The sequence below is a fragment of the Streptomyces sp. B8-7 genome, assembly GCF_058833805.1.
On the sequence record NZ_JBYRRL010000003.1, the window covers coordinates 679169 to 693251 of the forward strand.

At 72.5% G+C, this 14083-nt stretch carries 14 protein-coding genes and 1 pseudogene; 8 read left to right on the forward strand and 7 right to left on the reverse strand.

From position 1 onward, the window contains the following. Window positions 1-63: 63 nt before the first annotated feature. The 3 genes from AC5K6T_RS18115 to AC5K6T_RS18125 form a co-directional block, all read right to left on the reverse strand. On the reverse strand, window positions 64-1308 hold the full coding sequence (locus AC5K6T_RS18115) for an IS110 family RNA-guided transposase (protein ID WP_493208129.1): 1245 nt from the start codon (window positions 1306-1308) through the stop codon (window positions 64-66). A gap of 219 nt (window positions 1309-1527) precedes the next feature. Continuing rightward, window positions 1528-1917: a hypothetical protein gene (locus AC5K6T_RS18120; RefSeq protein WP_493210278.1), complete on the reverse strand. Its 390-nt coding sequence runs from the start codon at window positions 1915-1917 to the stop codon at window positions 1528-1530. Between the two features lie 379 nt (window positions 1918-2296). Further along, window positions 2297-2491 carry a hypothetical protein gene (locus AC5K6T_RS18125; RefSeq protein ID WP_493210280.1) on the reverse strand — a complete coding sequence of 65 codons (195 nt, stop codon included), beginning with the start codon at window positions 2489-2491 and terminating at the stop codon, window positions 2297-2299. Window positions 2492-2747: 256 nt separating this feature from the next. On the opposite strand from AC5K6T_RS18125, the gene AC5K6T_RS18130 reads away from it, so the two are divergent. Continuing rightward, complete coding sequence (locus AC5K6T_RS18130; RefSeq protein WP_493210282.1) at window positions 2748-3089, forward strand: hypothetical protein; 342 nt, start codon at window positions 2748-2750, stop codon at window positions 3087-3089. A 581-nt stretch (window positions 3090-3670) separates the two neighbouring features. Continuing rightward, window positions 3671-4225 (forward strand): annotated as a pseudogene (locus AC5K6T_RS18135) (transposase domain-containing protein); the annotation flags it as partial. A gap of 269 nt (window positions 4226-4494) precedes the next feature. Here the strand turns inward: AC5K6T_RS18135 and AC5K6T_RS18140 are convergent. Next, complete coding sequence (locus AC5K6T_RS18140; RefSeq protein ID WP_493210284.1) at window positions 4495-4791, reverse strand: hypothetical protein; 297 nt, start codon at window positions 4789-4791, stop codon at window positions 4495-4497. A 432-nt stretch (window positions 4792-5223) separates the two neighbouring features. Here AC5K6T_RS18140 and AC5K6T_RS18145 point away from each other — a divergent pair, with 432 nt between their 5' ends. Continuing rightward, window positions 5224-5502: a hypothetical protein gene (locus AC5K6T_RS18145; RefSeq protein WP_493210286.1), complete on the forward strand. Its 279-nt coding sequence runs from the start codon at window positions 5224-5226 to the stop codon at window positions 5500-5502. 374 nt (window positions 5503-5876) lie between these two features. Beyond that, window positions 5877-6311 (forward strand): VOC family protein, encoded by a 435-nt coding sequence (locus AC5K6T_RS18150; protein WP_493210835.1) that lies wholly within the window; start codon window positions 5877-5879, stop codon window positions 6309-6311. A 254-nt stretch (window positions 6312-6565) separates the two neighbouring features. On the opposite strand, the gene AC5K6T_RS18155 is transcribed toward AC5K6T_RS18150, so the two are convergent. Then, window positions 6566-7360, reverse strand: coding sequence for a putative protein N(5)-glutamine methyltransferase (locus AC5K6T_RS18155; protein WP_493210288.1), 795 nt, complete (start codon window positions 7358-7360; stop codon window positions 6566-6568). A 579-nt stretch (window positions 7361-7939) separates the two neighbouring features. Between AC5K6T_RS18155 and AC5K6T_RS18160 the strand changes: the two genes are divergently transcribed. The 4 genes from AC5K6T_RS18160 to AC5K6T_RS18175 all read left to right on the forward strand — a co-directional run bounded on the left by AC5K6T_RS18160 (window position 7940) and on the right by AC5K6T_RS18175 (window position 11706). Next, window positions 7940-8545, forward strand: coding sequence for a sulfite oxidase-like oxidoreductase (locus tag AC5K6T_RS18160; RefSeq protein ID WP_493210290.1), 606 nt, complete (start codon window positions 7940-7942; stop codon window positions 8543-8545). Between the two features lie 16 nt (window positions 8546-8561). Beyond that, window positions 8562-9296, forward strand: a complete 735-nt coding sequence (locus tag AC5K6T_RS18165; protein ID WP_493210837.1) for a ferredoxin reductase — start codon at window positions 8562-8564, stop codon at window positions 9294-9296. 289 nt (window positions 9297-9585) lie between these two features. Further along, entirely contained in the window at window positions 9586-10557 is a 972-nt protein-coding gene (locus tag AC5K6T_RS18170) for an acetylxylan esterase (protein WP_493210292.1), read from the forward strand. 396 nt (window positions 10558-10953) lie between these two features. Then, window positions 10954-11706: a GntR family transcriptional regulator gene (locus tag AC5K6T_RS18175; RefSeq protein WP_493210294.1), complete on the forward strand. Its 753-nt coding sequence runs from the start codon at window positions 10954-10956 to the stop codon at window positions 11704-11706. Here the strand turns inward: AC5K6T_RS18175 and AC5K6T_RS18180 are convergent. Further along, window positions 11673-12476: a class I SAM-dependent methyltransferase gene (locus AC5K6T_RS18180; RefSeq protein WP_493210296.1), complete on the reverse strand. Its 804-nt coding sequence runs from the start codon at window positions 12474-12476 to the stop codon at window positions 11673-11675. The genes AC5K6T_RS18175 and AC5K6T_RS18180 overlap by 34 nt on opposite strands. 87 nt (window positions 12477-12563) lie before the next feature. Next, window positions 12564-13805, reverse strand: a complete 1242-nt coding sequence (locus AC5K6T_RS18185; protein ID WP_493210298.1) for a cytochrome P450 family protein — start codon at window positions 13803-13805, stop codon at window positions 12564-12566. Window positions 13806-14083 lie beyond the last annotated feature (278 nt).

Genomic DNA, 14083 nt, shown 5'->3' on the forward strand with positions numbered 1-14083 from the left:
GGCGTGAGGCAGATCTGAGTGCCCGGTGGCCGTGGTGGTCGCCGGGTGTCCGGGCCCTGGGCGTCAGGCTGCGTCCTCGATCGGGTTGAGGGTGACGGTGTAGCCGAGCTGGTTGAGCGCGGTGATCGCGCGGCGGGTGGCGCGTTCGGGGTCACGTTGGGCGAAGTAGGTGCCGCCGAGCTCGCGGTAGGGGACGTTGTCGGTGAGCATGTGCCAGATCGCGGTAATGATCGAGTGCTCGACGGCGACCAGGGCCTTCATCGGGCCGCGGCGGGCGGTCAGCCGCTTGTAGCGGGCCTGGAGGTAGGTGTCCTTGGTCCTCACCGCGCCGAAGGCGGCCAGGCCGAGGGCTCCTTTGAGGTACGGGTTGCCGGGGCGGACCTTGGTGTTCTTGGTGCGGCCGGCGGACTCGTGGTGGCCGGGGCAGACCCCGGCCCAGGACGCGAGGTGCCTGGCGGAGGTGAACCGGGCCATGTCGCCGCCGGTCTCCGCGATGATCACTTCGGCGACGGCCTGGTTGATGCCGGGGATGGTGTCGAGCAGGTCGAGGGCGGGACGAAAGGGGGCCATCGCCTCCTCGATCCGCTCATCGAGCTGTCCGATGGCGTCGGTGAGCTGGTCGTAGTGGTCCAGGTGCAGCCGGGTGAGGAAGGCGTGGTGGTCGCGGAAGCGGCCGGTCAGGGCCTCGGTGAGTTCGGGGATCTTGTTGCGGAGCTTGCGTTTGGCCAGGTCTGCCAGCGTCTGCGGGTCGCGTTCCCCGCCGATGAGGGCCTCCAGCATGGCCCGGCCGGAGACGCCCATGATGTCGGAGGCGACCGCGGCGAGTTTGATGCCGGTGTCCTCCAGCAGCTTCTCCAGCCGCTGGACGATCTGCCCGCGTTCGCGGGTCATCTGGGTGCGGGCCCGGGTCAGGTCCCGCAGTTCGCGCACCGGTGCGGGTGGCACGAACGAGGGGCGGACCAGGCCGTGTGCGCCGAGCTGAGCCAGCCAGGCGGCGTCGGAAACGTCCGTCTTGCGGCCGGGCAGGTTCTTGACCTGCCGGGCGTTGACCAGGATCACGTTCAGGTCCTCGGCCAGCAGGTAGTAGAACGGCTTCCAGTAGTCCGAGGTCGCTTCGATCACGACGAGGGTGACCTCGGCAGCGACCAGATGATCCCGCAGGGCGAGCACGGCGTTCGTGGTCGAGCCCCAGGTCGTGGTCTCGTTGGTGAAAGAGCCTCGCCGTTTCGTACTCGGGCTGCGGACACACGCCTTGGCGTCCTTCTTGCTGATGTCCACACCGGCGCAGCGTTCGTGCAGCACGTCCACGGCCCCGCTCCCTCCCTCACCGAACGGCCAAGCGGTACGCCGTTCCGGGAGGGCCAGGGTGGAACAGGAATTCTGACGCCCGTGCTTCGCAGCAACACTCCACGGTTCCCGTGGACGGCCCTCAGCGCCACGCTGACCTGCGAGCTCACCGGCATCACAGAGCAATCGGCTTCGGCCGGAACGAACCCCACCAGCGTCCCGGACCGGCATCAACCCCCGTCAGGGCAGACAGGAAGCACCTCGGCGCACGCCACGACATTTACCACGCCCCCGGCGCGCACCGAAGGTGCGCTGGATCGCTGACCTGGGCTGAGGCGAACAGAGCAGATCCGTGCACACAGCCGAGGTCAGAGCAGCTCTCAGATTCGCTTCACCACCGGGCTGAAGCCCGGTGCACTGCGAACAGTCCCGGTAGCTCAGCGCGGACATGCCGTGGCGCCTGGCAGCGGCCAGTCCGGAGACCGCGCCGGTCACCGGCAGGCTGACCAGCAGCGTCAGCGGAGCCTGGGTGGCGATCAGACCGTCCGCCATCAGGATGACCGCAGCAAAGATCGTCGCGTTCCGCGACAGCCCGCCGAACCCGGAGCTGCGGCGGGCCCGGAAGCCCACGGCATCCGTGGGGGGGGCTCGCTCTCTCCCCCGCCGCCCTTTCCGCCGTCGCCCCTGCTCATACGGCCCGCGAAGTAGCTCGCTGCGCCACCAAGTGCTCCAACGGCGCCGCCCGATGACATCCCGGCACCGACCGCCGCTCCGAACGGCGCGAAGATCCTGGTGAGAGGGCCCGGGGCCAGGACCGCGAGGACCAGCATGGCGCAGCCGCGCAGCCACTCCGCCAGGGTCTGGGACTTCCCGAACTCGGCGAACCCCGTGCAGCTGATCACGGCGACCACCGGCTTGTACGCCACGATGACCAGGCCGGAGGTGATCAGGCCGGGTGCCCACTTCCGGGTGGCCTCACCGCTTGTGCGGCCGCCGCCGGCCACGGGGATCAGCAGGCAGATGATGGGATGGCGCTCTGCCGAAGGAAGATCATCACCATCAGGACGAAACCGATCAGCAGCACACCCACCACGCAGAGCATGGTGACGTGGTTCGAGACGGCTTCGGGCAGCAGGACAGCGGTGATCCGCTCGTAGGCCTCCTGGTCGTTCTTGAACACCTCCCCCACCAGGCCGGAACTCAACGCATCCCCGAGCGTCGCAGGAACGCGAACAGCCACACCCCGAGGGCGGACAGGAGGAGGTTCGGTGGAGAACGGCCGCCTCCGCTGTCCCGGAAAGAGCCGCAGGTCGGGTGACCCGCGAGGTCAAACGCAATGCTGAGTCAAGGCCAACCCACTGTAACGGCCAGCAACCGCCTAGATTCCAAGGCCAGTTGCGGCATTTGTTGTCTACGCCAGGGGTCTGCCCCTAGCCGGTCGCATCATGCGACCACGCACCGTGGCAACCACCACGCTCCTCCTCGTCACCATCACCGGCTGTATGAACACCTCACCGCTGCCGGACGCATCACCAGAGGTCGAGGTAACCGATCACGGAACTCGGTGGCATGGGAAAGAGTTCGTGGCCATCGCCGACTACACGATCCGAAACCAAGGCCCGGCCCGAGTCCGATACAAAGTCAGGTTCAGCTTCACCAACGACGACTACACCAGCATGACGTGGGCCACGCGTACCGTGGACGCCGAACAGACAGCCGCCGGAACCGTATCCATTCCCTGGCCGAACCACATGGCTTCACCCCAGGTCAAGGTGGAGGAGACACTGGAGACGCCGCTGTAGGACCATCCGCGTCGACGCGGGTCTGGACGGGTGAGGTTCCCCCACCATCCGCGAGTGCTGATCAGCCGGTCGGAGAGGGTGACGGGACTTCAGGTCCGTCGGCCCGGCCGTCGTCTGCTCGGTGTGGTGCTTCTCCGTGAACTCGATGGGGCTGAGCCGGTCGAGCCGTTTTCTGGATGCGTCGGCTGTCGTAGAAGCCGTCGATGCACCCGAAGAGCGCGTGGTTCGCGGGCGTTTTCCTTCGCAGAGCCACGAGCTCGGCCCGCTCGTCGGGGGTGAGCCGGTCGTCGCGCTAGCCGGCGTCTGCCCCGGCGCCCGGCGGATCCAGCCGCGCAGGGCCTCGGGATACACGCCGAGGTCTACGGCCAACTTCCTGACCTGCGGCTTCGGATCCGTGGTGCGATACATCCGCACCGCACGCTCACACAGCTCCAGCGAGTACCTCCAAGACCACGGAGTCATGGCCGGTCCGCGGCTGTCAACGGGGCCGGGGAAGTCAGGGAAGTGCAGGTCGCGGCAACGGGGCTCCTGGTAGAGCGAGGAGGCCGACCAAGGTCTTCCCGCTTGAAGGAGCCCCGTGGCCCGTTCAGTGTTCCACCGTCACGCTCACGTCGTCCGCCACCGTCGCCGACGGCGTCTTCGCTGCGGGGCATCTGGGCGAACTGACCCGGCAGTTGCCCTTTGAAGTGGTCGATGACGTGCTGAAACGTACCGGCGGCACTCAGCGGGGGCTGCGGCTGCTTCCGTCGAGGGTGCGCGTGTACTTCATCCTGGCACTGGCTCTCTTTCCGCAGCTGGGGTACGTGCGTGTGCGGGACAAGCTGGCCGCCGGGCTGTGCGGACTCCTTCCACGGCGTCCGTCGGAGAAGGCACTGCGAGAGGTGCGCCGGCGGCTGGGGGTCGCGCCGCTGCGGTTGCTGTTCGAGACGCCGGACGGCCCCGTGGCGCAGGCGGTCACACCCGGGGTGCGCTACCGGTGCCGGCGCACGGTTGCCTTCGACGGGTGCAGCCCCACCAAGGCCCCTGACCGGCCGCGAGTCTGTGCTTGGCCAGGTAGACACAAACACCGATACGGCACGGACGGCTATCCGATGCTGAAGGTCGAGGTGCTGTGCGAGACCGGGACACGGTCGCTGCCCCTGGTACTGCGCTCCCAGGACGCGACCGGGGTCCGGCAGGAGCTCCGGGCCCACCCGACCGCGCGGAACCGGGACGCTGGGTCCGCGAAGGAATCCTCCGCCGCACCGGGCGGGGCCTCCACGCCCTCGAACCCGAAGGGAACACCCCCAACCTCCACCAGCCCTTGCCCCCAGCCCCGTTGACAGCCGCGGGCCGGCCACAACTCCGTGGTCTTGGGGTACATCCACGGCGACCCGCGCCCGAGCGCTTCGCGGGGTGACGTCTTCTAGACCTCCGCGGACGCGCCCTCGCCCGGGCCGCACGGGTTGGTGTGGTCGAGGTCGGCGGCCTTTGCGCGGCGCTTGCGCCACCATGCCGCCAGGACGATCAGGGATCCAGCCACGAGAGCACCGATCTTCATCGCGATCTTGACGGACACGTAGCCGACAGCGATGGGGATGTCCCAGCCCTGCCACCAGATGAAGGCCATCAGACAGAGGGCGACCAGGATGGCGGCGACCAGCCAGCCGGCGGTAGACAGCGTGGCGTTGCTGTCGGTGCGGTCCATCGTGTGATCGTTCATGCACGGGATCGTAGTTGGTGCCGTCGGCCGGGGTCGTACTCCGGAAGGATGACGAAGGGTTGACGAAAGTCGTTCCGAGGTGACCGTAGCGGCTGCCGTGTCCGCGGGGCCACATTCGGCTCTGCGGGCTGGGACAGCATGCCGCAGACGTCGCGCGGGGGCCGACCAAGGTCTCGGGTCTCAGATCACGGTGCCATGCTGTTCGCCGCCACGCCAGAGGACCGTCACCGTCCGATGGGCGCGCGATCGCCCGAGAAGAGCGCTCTCGCGTGCCTGTCCAGCCCTTCGGTTGCAGCGTGCGGACCGTTTTCGGACATGGTCGGTATGCTGCCGTGGATCAGGCGGCCACTGTCTGGCCGTCGTCGAGAGGAACCACCCCACGCTGCACGAGCGGGTCCCGCGGCGCCCTGGCGCGACATCCGCCTCGACCATATGGAGCGCACCCGGGCCCATCACCGCGACGAGATCCGCCGCCTGGAGACCGCCGCGTTCGCACACCTCGGATACCCGCACGCATGCCAGGCCCTGCAAGTCGTGCGCCGGAGGCGCGGCCTGGGCTCCGGCAAGCTGACGATCGAGCGCATCCATCCGGTCACCAGCCTGCTGCCCGACGCGGCCGCCGGCGCGGAACCCGCCGCCTGGATCCGCGGCCGCTGGAAGGTCGAAACCGGCTCAAGACCGAAGACATCCCGCGCAGCCTCCTGCTGTTGACCGACGCCGAGGTGTTCTCCGTCCAGCAGATCGCAGTCACCCCGGCCCAGCGGCTGATCGTCGCCCTGGCCGCCGGCGGCGCCGCCCGCGCCACGGCCATCCGACACCTCACCCTGGACGGCCTCGACCTGCCCAACCGCCGGATCACCATGGCCGGACACGTCCGACGACCCGGTGAACCGCCCCCACAGACTCTGCCGGCCCGGCTCACCCAGCGACGCGTCACCTGGCCGAAGACCCCCAACCGGCACGTACTGATCAACGCGAAGACGGCCCTGGGAACGCGGCCCGTCAGTGCCGAACACCTCAAGTGGCCCGCACGGCGATGCAACCCCGGGATCTCGGTGAGAGGCACGCGCCACTACGGTGGACCGATGTCATCGATCAAGAAGTTCCAAGTCACCTTCGACTGCGCTGAACCTGAGCGCCTCGCTCGATTCTGGTGCGAGGTGTTGGGGTATGTCGTACCGCCGCCACCAGAGGGGTTCGCCACCTGGGACGACTTCAAGCGCTCGCAGCCACCTGAGCAGCAGGATGCATGGTTCGCCTGCGTAGACCCCTCAGGTGTGGGCCCGCGGCTGTACTTCCAGCGCGTCCCCGAGGGCAAGGCGGCCAAGAACCGGCTGCATCTCGACGTGCGGGTCGGCACCGGACTCGTGGGTGAAGAGCGCCTCGCCGCACTTGAGGCCGAATGCGCACGGCTGGTCCCACTCGGCGCGGTACACGTGCAGACGCTGTACGCCGACGAGGAGAACGAGTCGTGCATCCCGATGCAGGACATCGAGGGCAACGAGTTCTGTATCGACTGAGGGGCCACGCACGCGTCCTCGTTCTGCCCCATGGGCCGGGACGAAGAACTCGACTCGCAGGCACGGAGGCTCCGGCTCCAACCGACCGGAACGGCAGCGACGAACCCACCGCACTTCCGGGCCCGCCTGCCGAGGACGCCGTGGGTTCCCGGTGAAAGTCCCCCAGTCACGCTGAACCCACGGCCATCGTGCCGGTGGGAACCGTGTCGGTGCGTCACCCGACGGGCGGGCATCCCGCCCCACGGTGGCGCGGTTCAGGCCGGGCGGGTGCCGATGAGGGTCTGGGCGTGGAGGTCCTCGTCGACGGCCAGGCGGGGGGTCAGGCCGGCTGCGGTGAAGGCCCGTTCGGCTTCGGCCGCCTGGTGCTCGCTGGTCTCGACGAGCAGGCGGCCGCCGGGGGCCAGCCAGTGGGGGGCCTCGGCGGCGACGCGGCGCAGGACGTCGAGGCCGTCGAGGCCGCCGTCGAGGGCGGTGCGCGGCTCGTGGTCGCGGGCCTCGGCGGGCAGCAGGGCGATCTCACCGGTGGGGACGTAGGGCACGTTGGCCGCCAGGATGTCGATCCGGCCGCGCAGGGCGGCGGGCAGCGCCTCGAACAGGTCGCCCCGGTGGACGCGCCCGCCGGCCGCCCCGGTGTTGCGCACGGCGCAGCGCACCGCGGCCGGGTCGATGTCGGCGGCGTGCAGTTCGACCGGGCCGAGGGCGGCTGCCAGGGCGGCTCCGACCGCGCCCGAGCCGCAGCACAGGTCCACCACGACCCGGGCGCCGGGAACCTCGGCGACCGCCTCGCGGACCAGGAGTTCGGTGCGCCGCCGCGGCACGAAGACGCCGGGCTCGACGGCGATCCGCAGGCCGGCGAACTCCGCCCAGCCGACGACGAGTTCCAGCGGCAGCCCGGCCGCGCGGCGGCCGGCCATCGCGGCGGCCTCCTGCGGGCCGCTCGCGGCAGCCAGGATCAGGTCGGCCTCCTCCTCGGCGAAGACGCAGCCGGCCGCGCGCAGGGATCGGACCAGGCGGGCTCGGGTCACGGCATCGGGGGCGGAGGAGAGCATGAGGGGGCCACTTTAGCCCAGTGATCGGACGGACGGGTGCCTCGGCCGTCCGCGGTCCCTCCAGGACGCGGACACTGCCCCTCCTCGCCCTCGGCCGGGCGGCCTCTGTCTTCGCCGCCGGCACCCCGGGGAGCCCCGGCGGCCGGCCCGGGGCGGGCTCCGGTGCGCCCCGGCATCCGCCTCGGGCCGGCGCGGGGCGGACGCCGGGTGCGCGCGCCACCGGCGGGCACCGTACACGGACGGGCGGACGGACGGGCGGACGGACGGACGGACGGACGGACGGACGGGCGGACGGACGGACGGACGGGCGGACGGACGGACGGACGGGCGGACGGGCGGACGGACGGACGGACGGGCGGACGGACGGACGGACGGACGGGGACAGGAGGGCACGGGCGGACTGACGGGGACGGGAGGACACGGACGGACGGACGGGACAGGAGGGCACGGGCGGACTGACGGGGACGGGAGGACAGGGACGGGCGGACGGTCCGCGTACGGTTGAATAGCTGAGCACCAGGTGAACACCTGAACACCTGAACACCACGATCGCCCCGCACACAGGCAGGCACCCCCTCCATGAACGTCACCCGAGGCTTCTCCGGGCGGCCGCGCGTCGACCGCCCCGGGCTGCCGCCCGGCCAGTACGACGTCGGCGACGACTGGCCCGTACTCTCCGCCGAGGTCACCCCCGACCTCGCCCCGGCGGACTGGTCCTTCCGGATCGACGGCCTCGTGGCGCGGCCTCAGAGCTGGAGCTGGGAGGCGGCGCACGCCCTGCCGGGCTCCGTCTACGAGGGCGACATCCACTGTGTGACGAGCTGGTCGAAGTTCGGGGTGCGCTTCGGCGGGGTGTCCCTGGACACGTTCCTCGCGGCGGCCGGCCCGCTGCCGGAGGCGACCCACGCCGTCGCCTGGTCCCACACCGGCTACACCACCAACCTGCCGCTCGCCGACCTCACCGGGGGCAGGGCCTGGATCGCCTGGGACGTCGACGGCGCGCCGCTCAGCCCCGAGCACGGCGGCCCGGCCCGGCTGCTCGTGCCGCACCTGTACTTCTGGAAGAGCGCCAAGTGGGTGGCGGGCGTACGCCTCCTCGACCACGACGAGCCCGGCTTCTGGGAGCAGAACGGATACCACGGGCGCGGCAACCCCTGGCAGGAGGAGAGGTTCTCCGGTGACTGACACGGCCTGCGCCCCCATGGCCCGGTTCGCGATCCCCGGCCGCATCGCGGTGCCCGCCGGCGCATCCACCGCCTGGCAGCCCGCGACGATCACCGAGATCCGCCGCGAGACCCCGCGAGCCTCCACCTTCCGCCTCGCCGTGCCGGCCTGGCCGGGCCACGTGCCCGGCCAGCACCTCCAGCTGCGGCTGACCGCGCCCGACGGCTACACCGCGCAGCGCCACTACTCCCTCGCCTCCGCGCCGGACGGCTCCGGGCACATCGAGCTGACCCTGGACCACGTCGCGGGCGGCGAGGTGTCGGGCTGGTTCCACCGCGAGGCCCGGCCCGGCGACACCGTCGAGGTGCGCGGCCCGCACAGCGGCTTCTTCGCCTGGCCCGGCGACCGGCCCGCGCTGCTGATCGGGGCCGGCTCCGGGGTCGTCCCGCTGATGTCGATGGTCCGCCACCACCGCGCGCAGGGGCTGGGGGTGCCCCTCCGGCTCGTGGTGTCCGCGCGCAGTCCGGAGGATCTCGTCTACGCGCGCGAGTACGGCGCCGAGACGACGCCCGTGTTCACCCGCAGCGCCCCCGCGGGCGTGCCGGTGGGGCGGCTCGCCCGCTCGCATCTGACGGAGCTGCTGGCCGAGCCGCCGGCCGGCGGCTGGGAGGCCTATGTCTGCGGCTCCAACGCCTTCGCCGAACACGCCTCCCGCCTGCTGGTGGCGGCGGGGCAGCCGGTGGACCGCATCCGCATCGAACGTTTCGGCTGAGCCGGGCGTCCCTCCGGTGCCCGGCCGGTCACCACGGGAACGGCCGACACTACGGGAACAGCGGGCACCACGGGACAGGCCGGCACCACGAGACAGGCCGGCACCACGAGACAGGCCGGCACCACGAGACAGGCGGGAACGGCGGACGCGGTTGTCCGGCCGCGGTCGGCACACGGCGGTGACGCGGCCGGCACGGCACGCCCCGGCGGGTCTGGCCGCCCTCCGCGACCCCTCGTACGGTGTGATCGATCGTCCCTGCCCCTCTGCCCCCTGCCGAAGGCGGTTCCGCATGGCCCTGTTCGACCTGCCCCTCGACAGCCTCCGCGGCTATCGCAGCACCTCGGCCGAGCCGGAGGACTTCGACGCCTTCTGGGCCGCGACGCTGGACAAGGCCCGGGGGTTCGCCCTGGACGCCGGGTTCGTGCCGGTCGAGGCGGGGCTGTCCACGGTGCGGGTGTACGACGTGACGTTCGCCGGGTTCGACGGCCATCCGGTGCGGGGCTGGCTGCGGCTGCCGGCTGACGCCGGACAACCGCTGCCGCTGGTCGTGGAGTTCGTGGGGTACGGCGGCGGGCGCGGGCTGCCCCACGAGAACCTGCTGTGGGCGTCCAGCGGCCGGGCTCACTTGGTGATGGACACCCGCGGGCAGGGGGCCTGTGGGATCGGCGGGGTCGGCGACACCGCCGACCCGGTGGGCGGGGCTCCGGCGTACCCCGGCTTCCTGACGCGCGGTGTGGAGGCTCCCGAACAGTACTATTACCGGAGGGTGTTCACGGACGCCGTGCGGGCCGTCGAGGCCGCTCACGCGCACCCGCTGGTGGACGCCTCGCGCACCGCCGTCGTCGGCTCGAGCCAGGGTGGCGGGGTCGCGCTGGCCGTGGCGGGACTCGTACCGGATCTGGTGGCCGTCGCGCCCGACGTGCCGTTCCTGTGCGACTTCCCGCGCGCCACGGCCCTCACCGACCGTCCCCCGTACCGCGAGATCGGGCTGTATCTGCGGGCGACCCGCGGCCGCGCCGAGGACGTGCTGCGCACCCTGTCGTACTTCGACGGGGTGCACTTCGCGGCCCGCGGCAGCGCCCCGGCACTGTTCTCGGTGGCGCTGGAGGACCAGACCTGCCCGCCGTCGACCGTGTTCGCGGCGTTCAACGCCTGGGCCGGGGACGACAAGTCGATCGAGGTGTACGAGTTCAACGACCACGAGGGCGGCGGGCCGCACCACGAGGCGGTCAAGCTGAACTGGCTGCGTTCCCGCCTCTGAGTGCCGCGCCCGGCGGGTTTCGGACGCGGACGGAGGGCCCTCCGGGCCGCCGTCGGGCGGGCGGTACGGTGCGTTCCGAGCGGCGCCGCGGGCGGTCGGCGCCGCAGCGGGTGCCGGGGCGCACCGGCCCGTGCGGGACCGCTCATGCGGGCCGACAGGCCCGGACACGGGTGCGCCACCGGGCCGGCCGACGCACCGCGCGCGATGCCGCGCTCCGGCTTCGCGGCGCGGGATCTGCTGGTGGCGGCGGTGGCGGCGGCCGTGCGAGGCCCTCGCCCGGCACACGGTTTCGGACGAACCATCCGTCCACTCTTCCCTAGTGGTTTAGACCAATGCTAGATCTGGTGGCACAATGAGCCGGTACGGCTACGGTACGTCACCAACAGGAGGCGCGGCATGGCCCGCACCACCCCGCACGACCCCCTCCCGGCGCCACAACCCGCCGCGGAGCACCCTCTCTACCGGCGGATCGCCGCCGAACTGCTGGGCGAGCTCAGAGACGGCACCATTCCGCCGGGCGAACGCCTGCCCGGCGAGCGGCAGTTGGCCGACCACTTCGGCGTCAGCCGGGAGACCGTACGGCAGGCGCTGGAGGTGCTGCGCCGGGACGGCCTGGTCGCCACCGACCGGCGCGGCAGCCACGCGGTCCTGCCCGTGGCACCGGTGGAGCCGCCCTCGGCACTGGCCTTCCCGATCGGCGCCCGGCGCCCCGGCGATCTCGGCCGGGCCACCGTGACCTGGGAGATGCCGCCGCCGGACCACGCCGAGACGCTGGGGCTGGCACCGCTGCGGCCCACGCTGGTGCACCGCTACGAGTCCGCCGCCGCCGACGGGCACGGACGCCGCACCGCGGTGTCGTCGTTCTCCGCGGTGGCACTCGCCGAGGTGGAGGAACTGGCCCGCTACCGGTACCGCGCGGACGGCACCGCCGCCGCCCAGCTGCGCCGCGCCTACGACTGGATGCGGCGGGCCGGACTGACCCTCCACCACCGCGACCGCATCACCCGTCTGCCGGACGGCCCCTCGGTCCGCGTCACCCGGGTGGTGCACGACCAGTTCGGCCGGCCGCTGGAGATCACGGATCTGACGGTGGACGCCCAGCAGGACGCCCTGGTCTACGAGTTCACCGTGCCGGCCATGTCCGGCTGAGCCCCGGCCGCGGGCCGGCGGGCGAGCACCAGGCCGGCCCGGGGACTGCCGTCGGAGCGCCGTCCGAACTCCTCCAGGGGCCGCAACTCGATCCGGAAGCCGGCCCGTTCCAGCGCGCGCAGGACGTCCCCGAGCCGGACGGCGCGGTAGTACATCACGAACGGCGGCCGCCACAGGGCGTTGCGCACCCGCATCACGGCGTCGAAACCCAGCAGCATCCAGTACCCGGCCGAGGCGGGACGGGGCGGGGCGAGGACCGGGAAGGCGAAGCATCCGCCCGGCCGGAGCGCGGCGTGCACCCCGACGAAGAGGCCGGGCAGCTCGCGCGGCAGGAAGTGCCCGAACGCCCCGAAACTCACCACCAGGTCGAAGGCCCGGGTGAACGGCAGCCGCCGCGCGTCCGCACGCACCCAGGAGACCCGTGGCCCGCCCGCGGCCGTCTCACCGGACGCTCCGGCAGGGGACGTCCGCCGGGCCGCGCCGCGGCGGGCCACCTCCAGCATCCCGGCGCTGAAGTCCACGCCGGTGACGCTGCGCCCGCACAGTCCGGTCAGCGTGTCCGTCGCGGCGCCGGTGCCGCAGCACAGGTCGAGCCCGTCCTGCCAGGGGCCGGCCCGGCGCAGTGCGGCCGCGGCCGCGTGCAGCACCGGGTCGGGCGTACGGAAGGGGGTGTGGTCGAACTTCGGCGCGAGCAGGTCGTAGCCGTGCTCGACGGACGACAGGGCCTGGACGGCGAGTTCGCGCAGGGTGGGACCTTCGGGACTGAACATCCCTGTCAGCGTAGTGCTGCGCCCCGGAACGGCGCACCGGCTCGCGGCACCCGGCGCACCCCCGGCCGCCGTGCCCGTGCCGCGGCCTTAGAGCGTGCCCGGTCGCACGGGCAGGGCCCGCACGCTGTTGCCGACGAAGCTGGCATGCCGGGGCAGGCCGTCCGGCGGCGACGCGAGGTCCAGGTCCGGGAAGCGGGTGAACAGGCCGCGCAGCGCGGTCTCTGCCTCCAGCCGGGCGAGCGGGGCGCCCAGGCAGTAGTGGGCGCCGTGGCCGAGGGAGAGCGAGCGTACGGCGTCGGCGCGGCGCGGCCGGGTGACGTCGAACCGGCCGGCGTCGGGGCCGTGCGCCGAGGGGTCCCGCCCGGCGGCCGAGTAGCCCGCCAGCACCGGGGTCCCGGCGGGGACGAGCGTGCCGTCGACGGTGAGGTCGCGCACCGGGTAGCGGAACGGGAAGTAGCTGACCGGGGCGTCCCAGCGCAGGGTCTCCTCCACCACGTCGCCCCAGTCCGCGCCCCCGTCGCGGACCAGGGCGAGCTGGTCGCGGTGTCCGCACAGGGCGCGGACGGCGTTGGTGACCAGGTTCAGGGTCGTCTCGTGCCCGGCGATCACCATCAGGACGAGGGTACCGATGAGCTCCTCGTGCGCGAGCCGGTCGCCCTCCTCGTCGCGGGCGGCGATCAGGGCGCTGGTGAGGTCGTCGCCGGGCTCCTCCGCCTTGGCGGCGGCGATCGCGCCGAGGACGGCGACCAGCTCACGGTTGGCGGCCACGGCCTGCGCGGGGCCGATGTCGGTCGCCACGACCTGGTTGGACAGGTGGTGCAGCCGGTCGCGGAACTCCGGCGCCACGCCCAGCAGCTCGCAGATCACGCCCATCGGCAGCGGCAGGGCGAAGTGGGCGCGCAGGTCGGCGACTCCCCCGGCGTCGGCGGCCGCGGCCCGGTGCAGGCCGTCGAGGAGTCCTTCGGTGAGCTCCTCCACGCGGGGCCGCAGCGCGGCCACCCGGCGCGTGGTGAAGGCGCGGCTGACCAGCGAGCGCAGCCGGCGGTGGTCGTCACCGTCGGCGGTCGTCATGCCCCGTACGGTGGCGAAGGTGGCCAGCGGCCAGCCCTCGGGGACACGGTCCTCGCGCAGGGCGGTGAAGTGCCGGGCGTCCTTGGCGACGTCGGGGTGGGCGAGGAACTCCTTGAGCGCCTCGTGGCCCAGCACCGCCATGCCCTCGACCCCGCCGGGCATCACCACCGGGGCGACGGCGCCCTCGGCGAGCAGCCGGGCGTTGTCCGCGTGCGGGCAGCCGCCTGCGGGGTCGAGGCGGTGCGCTGGGGTCGTCACCGGTGAACTCCTGTTCAGTCAGGGGGACTTGGCGAGGCGCGGACCCCCGATTCTGCCGTCCGGCGCGGACCGTGAACAGAAGCCGTCGCGCCATACGCCGACGGGCTCGACCGGCCGTACGTGGGGCCGGAGGCGGGGGTGGCCGTCGCCCGCGTGACCGCCCCGGACGCCGCCCGCGCCGCCCGGCGGGCCGCCCGTCCGGCCGCAGGACCGCCCCCGCCGGCCGGGCGTGCGTCCCGGCCGGGTGCCCGCCCGTGCGGCGAACGGCGTGACGGCCT

What these genes read in the sequence shown, in the direction of transcription:
- AC5K6T_RS18140 (WP_493210284.1), bottom strand. Translation starts at nt 4,791, where the DNA reads ATGAACGATCACACGATGGACCGCACCGACAGCAACGCCACGCTGTCT.
- AC5K6T_RS18145 (WP_493210286.1), top strand. Translation starts at nt 5,224, where the DNA reads ATGGAGCGCACCCGGGCCCATCACCGCGACGAGATCCGCCGCCTGGAG.
- AC5K6T_RS18150 (WP_493210835.1), top strand. Translation starts at nt 5,877, where the DNA reads ATGTCATCGATCAAGAAGTTCCAAGTCACCTTCGACTGCGCTGAACCT.
- AC5K6T_RS18155 (WP_493210288.1), bottom strand. Translation starts at nt 7,360, where the DNA reads ATGCTCTCCTCCGCCCCCGATGCCGTGACCCGAGCCCGCCTGGTCCGA.
- AC5K6T_RS18160 (WP_493210290.1), top strand. Translation starts at nt 7,940, where the DNA reads ATGAACGTCACCCGAGGCTTCTCCGGGCGGCCGCGCGTCGACCGCCCC.
- AC5K6T_RS18165 (WP_493210837.1), top strand. Translation starts at nt 8,562, where the DNA reads ATGGCCCGGTTCGCGATCCCCGGCCGCATCGCGGTGCCCGCCGGCGCA.
- AC5K6T_RS18170 (WP_493210292.1), top strand. Translation starts at nt 9,586, where the DNA reads ATGGCCCTGTTCGACCTGCCCCTCGACAGCCTCCGCGGCTATCGCAGC.
- AC5K6T_RS18175 (WP_493210294.1), top strand. Translation starts at nt 10,954, where the DNA reads ATGGCCCGCACCACCCCGCACGACCCCCTCCCGGCGCCACAACCCGCC.
- AC5K6T_RS18180 (WP_493210296.1), bottom strand. Translation starts at nt 12,476, where the DNA reads ATGTTCAGTCCCGAAGGTCCCACCCTGCGCGAACTCGCCGTCCAGGCC.